Source organism: Cupriavidus sp. D384, from assembly GCF_001652915.1.
Classification (GTDB): domain Bacteria; phylum Pseudomonadota; class Gammaproteobacteria; order Burkholderiales; family Burkholderiaceae; genus Cupriavidus.
Genome location: NZ_BBQI01000099.1, coordinates 121,513 through 134,150, shown reverse-complemented (window position 1 = coordinate 134,150; position 12,638 = coordinate 121,513). Strand labels below are relative to the sequence as shown.

The 12,638-nt window shown below is 66.0% G+C and carries 13 protein-coding genes; 6 read left to right on the top strand and 7 right to left on the bottom strand.

Features of this window, described 5'->3' with window-relative positions:
- Nucleotides 1-99: 99 nt before the first annotated feature.
- Both A9J21_RS25245 and kdgD read right to left on the bottom strand, forming a co-directional pair.
- The gene (locus tag A9J21_RS25245; RefSeq protein WP_066740431.1) at nt 100-903 is read right to left on the bottom strand and encodes an enoyl-CoA hydratase; all 804 of its coding nucleotides are present in this window, start codon (nt 901-903) and stop codon (nt 100-102) included.
- 149 nt (nt 904-1,052) lie between these two features.
- Nucleotides 1,053-1,967 carry a 5-dehydro-4-deoxyglucarate dehydratase gene (gene kdgD / locus A9J21_RS25240; protein WP_066740429.1) on the bottom strand — a complete coding sequence of 305 codons (915 nt, stop codon included), beginning with the start codon at nt 1,965-1,967 and terminating at the stop codon, nt 1,053-1,055.
- A 455-nt stretch (nt 1,968-2,422) separates the two neighbouring features.
- On the opposite strand from kdgD, the gene A9J21_RS25235 reads away from it, so the two are divergent.
- Entirely contained in the window at nt 2,423-3,790 is a 1,368-nt protein-coding gene (locus tag A9J21_RS25235; RefSeq protein ID WP_066740427.1) for an MFS transporter, read from the top strand.
- Between the two features lie 16 nt (nt 3,791-3,806).
- Nucleotides 3,807-5,396, top strand: coding sequence for a galactarate dehydratase (gene garD, locus A9J21_RS25230; RefSeq protein ID WP_066740425.1), 1,590 nt, complete (start codon nt 3,807-3,809; stop codon nt 5,394-5,396).
- 136 nt (nt 5,397-5,532) lie between these two features.
- Here the strand turns inward: garD and A9J21_RS25225 are convergent, their stop codons facing one another.
- The 3 genes from A9J21_RS25225 to A9J21_RS25215 form a co-directional block, all read right to left on the bottom strand.
- Nucleotides 5,533-5,898, bottom strand: a complete 366-nt coding sequence (locus tag A9J21_RS25225; protein ID WP_066740423.1) for a hypothetical protein — start codon at nt 5,896-5,898, stop codon at nt 5,533-5,535.
- A 151-nt stretch (nt 5,899-6,049) separates the two neighbouring features.
- Entirely contained in the window at nt 6,050-6,289 is a 240-nt protein-coding gene (locus A9J21_RS25220) for a DUF2789 domain-containing protein (protein WP_066740421.1), read from the bottom strand.
- Nucleotides 6,290-6,406: 117 nt separating this feature from the next.
- The gene (locus tag A9J21_RS25215; protein ID WP_066740419.1) at nt 6,407-6,775 is read right to left on the bottom strand and encodes a 5-carboxymethyl-2-hydroxymuconate Delta-isomerase; all 369 of its coding nucleotides are present in this window, start codon (nt 6,773-6,775) and stop codon (nt 6,407-6,409) included.
- Nucleotides 6,776-6,867: 92 nt separating this feature from the next.
- Between A9J21_RS25215 and A9J21_RS25210 the strand changes: the two genes are divergently transcribed.
- Entirely contained in the window at nt 6,868-7,362 is a 495-nt protein-coding gene (locus A9J21_RS25210) for an MgtC/SapB family protein (protein ID WP_066740417.1), read from the top strand.
- Between the two features lie 47 nt (nt 7,363-7,409).
- On the opposite strand, the gene A9J21_RS25205 is transcribed toward A9J21_RS25210, so the two are convergent.
- Both A9J21_RS25205 and A9J21_RS25200 read right to left on the bottom strand, forming a co-directional pair.
- Nucleotides 7,410-8,249, bottom strand: a complete 840-nt coding sequence (locus A9J21_RS25205) for an IclR family transcriptional regulator (protein WP_156546148.1) — start codon at nt 8,247-8,249, stop codon at nt 7,410-7,412.
- A gap of 8 nt (nt 8,250-8,257) precedes the next feature.
- The gene (locus A9J21_RS25200; protein ID WP_082926597.1) at nt 8,258-9,859 is read right to left on the bottom strand and encodes a class I adenylate-forming enzyme family protein; all 1,602 of its coding nucleotides are present in this window, start codon (nt 9,857-9,859) and stop codon (nt 8,258-8,260) included.
- Nucleotides 9,860-10,169: 310 nt separating this feature from the next.
- On the opposite strand from A9J21_RS25200, the gene A9J21_RS25195 reads away from it, so the two are divergent.
- Genes A9J21_RS25195 through A9J21_RS25185 form a run of 3 tightly spaced genes read left to right on the top strand, consistent with a single transcriptional unit; the run spans nt 10,170 to nt 12,507 of the window.
- Entirely contained in the window at nt 10,170-10,469 is a 300-nt protein-coding gene (locus A9J21_RS25195) for a DUF3649 domain-containing protein (protein WP_066740413.1), read from the top strand.
- Nucleotides 10,469-12,115: a PepSY domain-containing protein gene (locus A9J21_RS25190; protein WP_066740411.1), complete on the top strand. Its 1,647-nt coding sequence runs from the start codon at nt 10,469-10,471 to the stop codon at nt 12,113-12,115. Before A9J21_RS25195 ends, A9J21_RS25190 begins: the two co-directional genes overlap by 1 nt.
- Complete coding sequence (locus tag A9J21_RS25185) at nt 12,112-12,507, top strand: DUF3325 domain-containing protein (RefSeq protein WP_231907039.1); 396 nt, start codon at nt 12,112-12,114, stop codon at nt 12,505-12,507. Before A9J21_RS25190 ends, A9J21_RS25185 begins: the two co-directional genes overlap by 4 nt.
- The last annotated feature ends 131 nt before the right edge of the window (nt 12,508-12,638 follow it).

The following is a 12,638-nucleotide window of genomic DNA, read 5'->3' as shown; positions in this document are numbered from 1 at the left end:
TGCAAGCCGTCAAGCGAAGTGGCGGGCGTGGCAGGGCGCCCAGGGCAGGGGGCAGGGTAGGGGGCAGGGTAGGGGCAGCAGGGTGTCCGTGGCCGCCGGTTATCGCTGCTTCCAGTGCGGTGCGCGCTTCTGCAGGAATGCGTCGATGCCTTCGCCGGCATCCTCTTCCATCATGTTGCGGGCCATGACGTCGCCTGCGTACGCGTAGGCGTCGGCCAGCGGCATCGGCTGCTGGCGGTAGAACATGGCCTTGCCATACCGTACGGCCGTCGGGCTCTTCGCGCGGATCAGCGCCACCTTGCGCGCGATGGCGGCATCGAGATCGTCCTCGGGCACGGCTTCGTTGATCAGGCCCCAGTCGGCTGCCGTTTCGGCGTCGATAAAGCGGCCCGTCACCAGCAGGTCAAAAGCCCGCTTCGTCGACACGTTGCGCGACAGCGCCACCGATGGCGTGGAGCAGAACAGTCCGACATTGATGCCCGACACCGCAAATTGCGCCCGCGTGGACGCTATCGCCAGGTCGCAACTTGCCACCAGCTGGCAACCGGCGGCGGTGGCAATGCCATGGACGCGTGCAATGACCGGCACCGGCAGCGCCTGGATGGCCTGCATCACCACGCTGCACTGGGCGAACAGGGTCTGGTAGTAGGAAAGGTCTGGCTGGCCGCGCATTTCCCGCAGATCGTGGCCGGCGCAGAACGCCTTGCCTTCGGCGGCCAGGATCACGCAACGCACGCTGTCATCGACGGCAATGCCCTGCAGCGCACCGTGCAACGCGGCCAGCATGGCTTCGGAAAGGGCGTTGAACTGCTGCGGGCGGTTCAGCCGCAGCGTCACCACGCCATCGCTGCTGTCGTGCAGCACCAGCGGCTCGGTTGCCTTGTCGTCTGACTGCGCTGCCATGTCGGGCCTCCGTCATCGGTCGATGCGGCAATGATCGCGCGTTTCGGCGGACGTGGGTGCGGAATCAGGGTGAATACGGATGCGGGGGACGGACAAAAAAAGAGCCGACTAGTGTCGGCTCTCAACGCTTCAACTCAATACGGTATGACTTACTGCGAACCCAGTTTCTTGATCAGGGCGTCCAGCTGTGCCACTTCTTCTTCCGTCAGGTCGGTCAGCGGTGCGCGCACCGGGCCTGCGTCGTGACCCACCAGCTTGGCGCCGGCCTTCACGATCGACACGGCGTAGCCATGCTTGCGGTTGCGGATGTCCAGGTACGGCAGGAAGAAGTCGTCGATCAGGCGGCCGATGGTGGCGTGGTCGTCGGCGGCCACGGCACGGTAGAAGTCCATCGCGGTCTTCGGGATGAAGTTGAACACCGCCGACGAGTACACGGGCACGCCCAGCGCCTTGTAGGCAGCGGCGTAGACTTCGGCGGTGGGCAGGCCACCCAGGTAGGCCAGGCGGTCGCCCAGCTTGCGGCGCACGCGCACCATGGCCTCGATGTCACCCACGCCGTCCTTGAAACCGATCAGGTTCGGGCACTTGTCCACGACCTTGGCCAGCAGATCGGCACCGATACGCGAATTGGCGCGGTTGTAGACGATCACGCCACACTTGGTTGCCTTGCAGACCTCTTCGATGTGGTTGGCAATGCCGTCTTCGCTGGCTTCGGTCAGGTAGTGCGGCATCAGCAGGATGCCGTGGGCGCCCAGGCGCTCGGCTTCCTTGGCGTACTCGATCGCCACGCGGGTCGGGCCGCCGGCGCCGGCCAGGATGGGCACCTTGCCACGGCAGGTTTCCACCGCGGTGCGGATCACGTTCGAGTAGTCCTGTTGCGTCAGCGAGAAGAACTCACCGGTGCCGCCCGCTGCGAACAGGGCCGAGGCACCGTACGGCGCCAGCCATTCCAGGCGCTCGATATAGGTGTCGGCGCGGAAGTTGCCCTGTGCGTCGAAATCGGTAACGGGGAACGAGAGCAGGCCTTCCGAGATAATCTGCTTCAGTTCTTGCGGTGTAGTCATGTCGCTCTTCCTGATCGCCACATGGCGAATGGTGGTTTAGGTGTGGATCAAGGCCGGTTGGTACCTTGGTCCATCGTTGTGAATGCTGCGAGATAAGTCATCGTACAACTAACAACTTGACCATGCAAGCGGTATGGATGAAACCAAGGGAAAACCCCTGTGCAAAGGGCAGATAAACGGGTGGCGAAGGGGCCGCCGGGGCAGTTTCATGGCCTGCCGCGGCAGAGCGGCGGGCACCGCATGATTCCCCGCAAAGCCGCAAGCCAATTGAAAGACAGCCATCTCGCGCGACATCGGCCGATGCACTGCAACGCAGCTAAATGCACCAGGTCAGGGTAAACGCGCACTGCGGCGGAAGGAACCCCGTCTCTATAATTCTGGTCGTACGACGACATATCACAAGCCGGTCCAGACGCATTCCCGCATCCAGATCCACCGGCTGTGAGGAGACCCAGATGAACGCAACACCCACTTCCAGCGCGGCCGCCGAATCCGGTGCCCGCCGCACCAACGTCCGCTACTGGATCCTTGCCCTGATCTTTATCGTGACCACGATCAATTACGCCGATCGTGCCACGCTGTCCATCACTGGCCCCGCCATGCGCGAGGAGTTTGGCTTCTCGGCCGTGCAGATGGGCTATATCTTCTCGGCCTTCAGCTGGGCCTACGTGATGGCGCAGATTCCGGGCGGCTGGCTGCTCGACCGTTTCGGTGCGCGCCGCATCTATGCCTTCAGTATTTTCCTATGGTCGTTCTTCACGCTGCTGCAAGGCTGGATTGGCGTCTTTGCCACGATCGGCCAGGCCATCACCGTGCTGTTTGCGCTGCGCTTTGCCGTGGGCCTGGCGGAATCGCCAGCTTTCCCGGCCAATGCCAAGGTGGTGGCGAGCTGGTTCCCGACCGCCGAGCGCGGCACCGCGTCGGCCATCTTCAACGCGGCACAGTACTTTGCCGCCGTGGTGTTCACGCCGCTGATGGCGTGGATCGTCCATAGCTGGGGCTGGCACCACGTGTACCTGTGGATGGGCATCATGGGCATGCTGCTGGCGCTGGTCTGGCTCAAGGTCATGCGCAGCCCGGCCACCCACACCGGCGTGAACCAGGCCGAACTGGACCATATCTCGCAGGGCGGTGGCCTGATCCACATGGGCGAAGGCGATGAAGCGAAGAAGGGTGGCAAGGCGGCCAGTCCGGCCGGCTGGTTCTACGCCCGGCAACTGCTGACCAACCGCATGCTGGCCGGTGTCTACCTGGGCCAGTACTGCATCAACGTGCTGACGTACTTCTTCCTGACGTGGTTCCCGGTGTACCTGGTGCAGGCGCGCGGCATGTCGATCCTGAAGGCCGGTTTCGTGGCCTCGCTGCCGGCAATCTGCGGCTTCCTGGGCGGCGTGCTGGGCGGCGTGATTTCCGACACACTGCTGCGCCGCGGCCATTCGCTGACGCTGGCCCGCAAGGTGCCGATCGTCGCGGGCATGCTGCTGTCGGTATCGATGATTGCCTGCAACTACGTCGATGCCGAATGGCTGGTCGTGGGCATCATGGCGCTGGCGTTCTTCGGCAAGGGCATCGGCGCGCTGGGCTGGGCCGTGGTGGCCGATACGGCGCCCAAGGAAGTGATTGGCCTGGCCGGCAGCATTTTCAACACGTTTGGCAATATCGCGGGCATCGTGACGCCGATCGTGATCGGCTATATCCTGAGCGCCACGGGCTCGTTCAACGGCGCGCTGGTCTTCGTGGGCATCAACGCCCTGGTGACCGTGCTGAGCTACCTGGTGATCGTCAAGGACATTCGCCGCGTCGAACTGAAGCACCCCCAATAAAGAAGGAATCCCCACCATGTCGGACCTGTCGGTACAGAACGCCCAGGCCGCGGAGCAACGTCCGCCGCTGTACATCCGCATCCACGCCAATGACAACGTGGCGATCGTCGCCAATGACGGCGGCCTGCCCGCCGGCACGGTGTTTCCGTGCGGCCTGACCCTGGTGGAACGCGTGCCACAGGGCCACAAGGTGGCACTGGTCGACCTGAAGAAGGGCGACGCGGTGACGCGCTACAACGTGACCATCGGCTATGCGCTGCAGGATCTGCCGCGCGGCAGCTGGGTCAACGAGCGCGTGATCGAGATGCCCGTGGCGCCCGGCCTGACCGACCTGCCGATCGGCACGCGCCTGCCCGAGCCGCTGCCGCCGCTGGAAGGCTACACGTTCGAAGGCTTCCGCAATCCGGACGGCTCGGTGGGTACCCGCAACATCCTGGCGATCACCCAGACCGTGCAGTGCGTGGCGGGCGTGGTGGACCACGCGGTCAAGCGCATCAAGGCCGAACTGCTGCCGAAGTATCCGAACGTCGATGACGTGATCGGGCTGGAACACACCTACGGCTGCGGCGTGGCGATCGATGCGCCCGACGCCGTGGTGCCGATCCGCACGCTGCGCAATATCGCGCTGAACCCGAATTTTGGCGGAACAGCCATGATGGTGAGCCTGGGCTGCGAGAAGCTGCAGCCCGAGCGCCTGATGCCGCCGGGCACGATCCCGATCCAGACCGGTGCCGGCGAGGTGCAGGTGGGCGTGGTCTGCCTGCAGGACGACAAGCACGTGGGCTTTGGGTCGATGATCGATTCGATCGTGCAGATGGCGATTCCGCACCTGGAGGCGCTCAATGCCCGCAAGCGCGAGACGGTGCCTGTCTCCGAACTGGTGGTGGGCGTGCAGTGCGGCGGCAGCGATGCGTTCTCGGGCGTCACGGCCAACCCGGCTGTCGGCTTTGCCACGGACCTGCTGGTGCGTGCCGGCGCCACGGTAATGTTCTCGGAAGTGACCGAAGTCCGCGACGGCATCGACCAGCTGACCTCGCGCGCCGCCACGCCGGAAGTGGCCGAGGCGATGATCCGCGAGATGGACTGGTACGACAAATACCTGGACCGTGGCCGCGTGGACCGCAGCGCCAACACCACGCCGGGCAACAAGAAGGGCGGGCTGTCGAATATCGTCGAAAAGGCCATGGGTTCGATCGTGAAATCGGGCAGCGCGCCGATCTCTGGCGTGGTGTCGCCCGGCGACAAGGTCAAGACCAAGGGCCTGATCTACGCCGCCACGCCGGCCAGCGACTTTATCTGCGGCACGCTGCAGCTGGCCGCCGGCATGAACCTGCACGTGTTCACCACGGGCCGGGGCACGCCTTATGGCCTGGCCGAAGTGCCGGTGATCAAGGTGGCTACGCGCAGCGACCTGGCGCGCCGCTGGCACGACTTGATGGACGTCAATGCCGGCCGTATCGCCACGGGCGAGGCCACCATCGAGGATGTGGGTTGGGAACTGTTCCGCCTGATGATCGACGTCGCCAGCGGCCGCAAGAAGACCTGGGCGGAGCACCACGGCCTGCACAACTCGCTGGCGCTGTTCAATCCGGCCCCGGTGACCTGAGCAGTCAGAGCGGGCGGCCTGGGCAGCAGCAGCAGTCAGCTAGCTGCCGATGACGGAAGTGTGTAATAAGGCGCTTTCCTGCGTGCTTCCAGTCACCAAGGGCTGCCCTGCCTGGCAGTAGCGGATCAATGGTCCGCTACTGCATGCATTTTTCCTGATAGACCTTCTGCAGCTGCCGCCGGGTGCGGTCGCGCTGGACCGTCGAGACCTCGTTGCCCTGGCTGTTTTCAACCGGCGCGGTCGACGGCCGGTAGGTGCGGTTCGGGGTTTCGCCGATCTGCAGGGCCAGCTGGTCGCATTGTTCTTCGAGTGTCGGGGGGTGCGACGGGGTGGGCTGGAAGCGGATCGAGCCCTGACGTACCGCGTCGGAAATGGCGTCGTTGATGGCGGCGTCGCCTGGCGACGCCTGCGGCGTCTGCGCATGCCCGTGGAATGCGGGCGTCAGGCCGGCGAACAACACGGCGAGCAATGCGAGTTGGCTTGCTTGACGGCGCAGCAGCATGGATATCTCCGTGGCGTACTGGCACGCCCGCCGCAAGGCGGCGGGTGGCAGGTCGCAATCACCTGGATGGTGGATGAGCCCATGGTAGCGCCGATCCCGCGCTCCCGTCCATCGGACCAAGGCTCTACGTGCCGCTCGCGCGCGGCACGGCTCAGGCGGGCGCGCGCAGGGCCAGGTTGAGCTGGTCGACGGCCTCGGCCCAGTCGGCATCCTCGACGATCTCGTCGCGCAGCAGCGTGGCCTGTGCGGGCGTCCAGAAGGGTGCGTCCCAGAGATCGACATTTTCCGGAAGCGGCGAATGCTTGCCGATAAAGGCCCGGATGCTGGCCTCGTCGGACGGCAGGCCAAGCTGTGCGAAGAGGTCGGAAAACTGGTGGAAGGGGGTGTCCATGGCGATGTCTCTCGGTGACCGGCGGCCGGCGTGGCCTGCCAGAGGTTTCAGCTTAGGTCAGGATCGGCGTGCGTGACATCGGCCATCCCCACTTCAACCGGCAATCGCGCCGGATATTCAGCCCCCGATAATCTGTTTCGAGAACGTCGCCCGCTCCATTTCCACGACGTTTACCGTGACCTGCACGGTCTGCCCCGGCGCGCCTGGACGCACCATTTCCGAAATCGCATTCACCACCAGTTCGCCCAATTGCTTGCGCACGGCCTGTTCGCGGCCGTCCAGGATCTGCAGCGTGGCATGGACGAAGGCGCGATCGGCTGGTTCCGTGCCCTGGCGGAACGTCGACAGCGTGACGCAGCGCGACTTGATGTCGGGCTCCTGGAACTGGCCGCTCGACAGCAACGCGGCATTCGCTTCGTCCAGCAATTCCTCGGGAGAGCAGGTCAGGCGCGTGTTTTCGGTGATTTCAACAATCAGATGGGGCATGGAAACGGTTCCGTGGGACGAGGGCGGGTGAACTCGCATCGTACGGCAATCCCGGCTGTCATGTCGACGCGTCACGCGCTAAGCTAGCCGACATGGACCAATTCTCCCTGGAACTCTTCTGGCGCCTGTCGGGCGGGCTTGCCGCGGGCGCCATCATCGGCCTGGACCGCAACCTGCACGGCAAGGCGGCCGGCATGCGCACGCTGGGGCTGGTGGCGTTGGGCGCCGCCACGGCCGTCTGCGTGGTGACACTCAACGGGCACCCGGCCGATGCCATGTCGCGCGTGCTGCAGGGTCTGCTGACCGGGGTGGGTTTCCTGGGCGTAGGCGTGATTGCCCGGCACGGCGTACATGACCGGCCGCAGGGGCTGACCACGGCGGCGGGCATCTGGCTGGCGGCCATCCTGGGCGCGGCATCGGGTGCCGGCTATTACGCGATCGTGGTGATGGCGCTCACGCTGGGCATGCTGTTGCTGCGGCTCGGCGGCAGGCTGGAGAACAGCCTGCACGCACGCTTCGACGGCAGGCTGACCAGGAAGCTGCCGCCGGAACAGCGTGATGACGACGGCGACCCGCCGTCACGCTGAACGCGCGGCGGCAATGCCGTCGTTTTGGCCTTTCAGGTATTCAGGCGTCAGGCGGCCACGCCCAGCGCCGCCTCGATGCCCCGGATGTGCTGCTGCAGCAGCGGCCGGACCTTTTCCAGCAGGTGGGCGGGCGGCACCAGGGCGTTGGGGCCGCTGCAGCTCAGCGTCATCGGCGGCAGCGACGAGCCCGGACGGAACGCCAGCGCAATCGAGTTGATATCGGGCAGCCATTCTCCGAACGATGTCGTGCAGCCCAGCCGGCGCTGTTCGTCGCGGCAGATCGACAGGATGCCTTCGGCCTGCGTGGCGCTGACCTTGTCGTCGGCGCGGAATGCGGTCAGTGCCTGGCGCTGTTCGGCGGGCGACAGGGCCAGCAGATACGCGCGGCCCGCCGCGGTGGTCAGGCCCGAAACCCGGCTGCCCACCGGCACCCGCAGCGTCAGGTAGCTCTCGGACTGGCAGTTTTCGTAGATCAGCATGCGGCCGCGGTCGCGCACGATCAGCGACGCCACGCCCTGCGACAATTCGGCCAGCTCGCGCATGAATGGCTTGGCCACCGACAGCACGTCGGCGCCTTCCTGCCCGGCAGGCGCCAGTGCCAGTGCCGAGCTGCCCAGGCGATAGCGCACGGGGTCGGTCAGTGCCTGCAGGTAGCCGAGTTCGGTCAGCGTGTGGGTCAACCGCGAAATGGTCGACTTGGGCAGGCCGCAACGCTGCGCCAGTTCGGCATTGCCGAGTTCGGCGTCGAACGCGCGGAAGCAGGCCAGCACGTCGAGCCCACGCGCCAGCGCGGTGACGAAATGGCGGTCTTCCTTGCGATTGTCCTTTCGTGCCGGCGCCGTGCCGGTGTCCGGGGCGTCCACGAGGTCGGTCAGGGTATCTTCCATGAGGCTGCTCACACGTTGCCGGCCGCCAGCTGCTCGCGCAGGCGGGCCTTGAGGATCTTGCCAGACGGTGCGGCAGGCAGCTGCGACACCGTGCGGATTTCGGCGGGAATCTTGTAGGGCGACAGCTGCTCGCGCAGGAAGGCCCGCAGTGCGGCTTCGTCCAGCGTCATGCCGCCGCGGACTTCCACAAACGCGATCACTTCCTCGTTGCCTTCCACCGCGCGCCCAACCACGGCCGACTGCAGCACCGCCGGGAAGGCATTGAGCGACTGCTCCACTTCCTCCGGGTACACGTTGAAGCCCGAATGGATGATGATTTCCTTTGACCGGCCGACGATCGACACGGCGCCGTCGGCATCGATGCGCGCCAGATCGCCGGTATGCAGCCAGCCATCGGTGTCGATGGTCTGCGCGGTCAGGTCGGGGCGCCGGTAGTAGCCCTTCATCACGTTGGGCCCGCGCACCAGCAGTTCGCCACTGCCATCGGGCAGCGGATTGCCCAGGCGGATTTCCACGTCAGGCACGGCCGGACCCACCGAGCAGTCGCTGCGTGGCTGTTCCACGCGCGTCTGGCAGACCGTTGGCGACGTCTCGGTCATGCCATAGCCATTGTTCAGCACGATACCGAACGCGTCTTCGAACGCGGCCTTCAGCGATGCGGTCAGCGGCGCGCCGCCCGACTGCGCCATGCGCAGCGACGGCGTGCGCAGCGACTGGTTGTTCGCGCGGCCCCATTCGATGATCTTGGCGTACATGGCCGGCACGCCGTGCAGCACCGTCAGTTGATCGTCGATCAGCGTGCGCACGAGCTTGTCGGGGCGGAAACGCGGTTCGTAGAACACCGTGGCGCCGTTGGACACCGGGCCCACCAGCAGCACCGACAGGCCGTACACATGCGAGATCGGCAGCACGCCGTAGACGCGGTCGCCCGGCTTCACGCGCGACTGCATGCGGTTGGAATGGCCGATGAACATCAGGTTGGCGTGCGTCAGCATCACGGCCTTCGATGCGCCGGTGGTGCCCGTCGTGTAGATCATCGCCGCCACCTGCTGGCGCGGGTCGGCTGCCACGGGTTCGGGCGTCACGCTTTCGTCGATGGCGCTGACCAGCAGCTTGCCCACGTGGGTCCAGTCGGCCCACTGCGCGCCGCGCGCCAGCCCATGCTCGCGCGCTTCGGGGAAATCGTTGTCCAGATACAGCGTCACGCGCGCACCGGCGTGCTCGACGATGTTGGCAATCTCGCGCTGCGACAGCCGCGCGTTGACCGGCACCGACCAGGCATCGATGGCGCTCAGCGCCAGCAGCAGCACCGCGCAGCCCACGCTGTTTTCGGTCACCAGCACCACGCGGTCGCCGCCGCGCACCCCCAGTTCAGACAGCGTCGTCGCTGTTTCGCGAACGGCCACGTCGAGTTCCGTGTAGCGCAGGGCCCGGTGCGCATCCATCACCGCGATCCGGTCTGGCTCGCTGGCTACCCAGGGCGCCATGGTCTGGTGCAGTCGGGCGAATGCGGGTTCGAAGGAGGTGGTGGATTCGGGCGTGTTTGCGCCGGACGGCGCCAAGGCGGGTTCGGCCCCTGAACGGGTGGCCGGTGCAGCGGTACTGCGCATGATGTCTCCGGGTAAGGCTCCGGCGTTGAACTCTTGGATCGCCGGTATTCGATGTGAGTCATCGTCCCATCGTTTTCCGACGAGTGTCAACCGCACGGTGGAACGATGGTTCTGCAATGCAGAATTAAGAAGGAAATCTCTGTGCGAATATCGGCCGGACGGGGCTGCGCTCAGGGGCCCGGATTTGTCGCGTTTGCGACATGTATGCCAATGTCTTGTGCCAGAAACATGGCTTGTCGTACGTCTTTAAAGACAATGAAGATGAGAACGCTTATCATGTGCGTTACATTTTTTCCGGCATAGTACAAACATGAAGCAGGGCGTTCCGATCGGCTATCGCATGGCGATTGCCTCGCGGGCAGTGGCCGCCATCCTGGGCGGTTACGCCGTTGCCGCATTGGCGACGGGATGCCTGGCGCTGGTGCTCGCGCACTGGGCCGGCATGGCGCGGATCGAAGCGGTCATCACGTCGACGCTGCTGTCTTTCCTGTGGTTTGCGCTGGCCGTGATCTGGGTATTTGCCGCCGATACGGCCTGGCGCGCATGGATCGGCCTGGCCGTGCCCGCCGCCGTGCTGGCCGTTGGCTGGCTGGCCCTGCGGAGCGCCTGATGGCCGAACTCAAGAACGGCCAGGGGCTGCGCCAGTCGATGGCGTGGCTGCATACGTGGTCGGGCCTGCTGGTGTGCTGGGTGCTGTTCCTGGTGTTCTGCGGCGGTACCGCCAGCTATTTCAAGGACGAGATCACCATCTGGATGAAGCCGGAGCTCCACGCTTCGCTGAACCAGAAAGTGCCGCCTGCCGATGCCGCCCAGCGTGCCTTTGCCTACCTGCAGCGCGAGGCACCCGCTGCCGAGCGCTGGTTTATCACGCTGCCGGACGACCGCAATCCCACCATCTCGATGTTCTGGCTGCGTCCGGCCACGCCCGAGGACGCTGGCAAGCCCAATCGCGCACGGCTGGAAAGCCGCACGCTCGACGCGGCATCCGGCGAACCGATTCCCGGCGCACGCCAGACGCGCGGCGGCGAATTCCTGTACCGGCTCCACTTCGACCTGCACTACATGCCCGCGATCTGGGCGCGCTGGATCGTTGGCTTCTGCTCGATGTTCATGCTGGTGGCGATCATCAGCGGCGTTATCACGCACCGGCGCATCTTCGCGGACTTCTTCACGTTCCGCGCCCGCAAGGGACAGCGCTCATGGCTGGACGCGCACAACGCCGTGGCCGTGCTGGCGCTGCCGTTCCACCTGATGATCACCTACACGGGGCTGGTGACGCTGCTGTTCATGTACATGCCGTGGGGCATCCAGGCCGTGTACAAGGGCAACGAGCAGGCGTTCAATGCCGAACTGGCGGCCCGCGCGCCGCGCGTGAAGCCGACCACCGAGACCGCGCCGCTGGCGCCGATCGGGCCGATGCTGGCGCAGGCGTCGGCGCACTGGCATGGCGCCGCACCGCGCCGCCTGACCGTGGAGGCGCCCAACAAGGCCAATGCCACCGTTGCCGTGGCACGCGAGGAGGGCCGCCAGTTCCGCACGGCCACCCCCACGGTGGTCTTCGAGGGTCCCACCGGTGAGTGGAAGACAACGCTGGGCGATGAGGTGGCGCCGGCCAGCGCCACGCGCTGGACGATGCTGGGCCTGCATGTGGCGCACTTCGCGCCGCCACTGCTGCGCGCGCTGTTCTTCGCGTCCGGCCTTGCCGGTTGCCTGATGGTGGCGACCGGCGCGTTGCTGTGGGCGGTCAAGACGCGGCAGAGCCATGCCAAACGCATTGCCGCGACGGGGCGCACGCCATTTGGCCTCCGGCTGGTCGAGGCGCTCAACCTGGGCGTGATTGCGGGCCTGCCGATCGCGTTCGGCGCGTATTTCTGGGCCAATCGTTTGCTGCCGGTCGATCTGGCGCAACGTCAGGCCACCGAGATCCAGGCATTCTTCGGCGCCTGGGCCGTGGCCGCGCTGCTGGCGCAATGGCGCCCCACGCGGGCCATGTGGCGCGTGCAGTTGTGGGTGGCCGCGACGCTGTTCGCCGGGCTGCCCGTGCTGAACGCGCTGACCACCTCCACCCATCTTGGCGTGACGCTGTTCCATGGGCCTGTCGTGGTCGCGGGTTTTGACCTGACCGTGCTGGTGCTCGGCATCGGCCTGGGTGCGGCGGCCAGGATGCTTGGCAAGCGTGGCGCCGCGCCGCGCAAGGCGGCCGCACCGCGTGCGGTGGCCAGCGTGGGCGAGATGTCGCGGGAGGTGTCGCAATGACTGTCCCGATGAACGCGGCGGCATCGATGCCGCTCGGGCCGGCCTGCGTGGCGGGCCTGGGATTCGCAATTGGCGGATTCATGTGGCTTGCGCAGGCCATGGATCGCCACCACGCCGACATGTTCGGGCGCGGCAGCGTACCGGCACCGGCCGTGGTCGCGCGGCTGCGCTGGCAGGGCTCGATTGCCCTGGTGCTGGCCCTGGCCGCGTGCGTACTGGCCGAAGGCTGGGCCTTTGGCATTGTCTACTGGGCCGGCTTGCTGACCCTTGGCGCGCTGGCCGTGGTCGGCGCGTTTTCCTGGGCGCCGCATGCCACGCCGCGGCTGGCGCGGATGTCCATCGCCGTGGGCATGGCGGCGACCGTGGCTTCGCCCTGGCTCATGCCGTCGTAGGGCGCCAATGCGCCGCCAGCCACACCCATGAGCATCGCCGGCAGAGCGATGCCGTCATTCACGGACACGGGTCACGCCTGTCCGCCGCGTGGGAAACGCGGTGCAGGAGTCATCGATTTATTTTAGGGAGT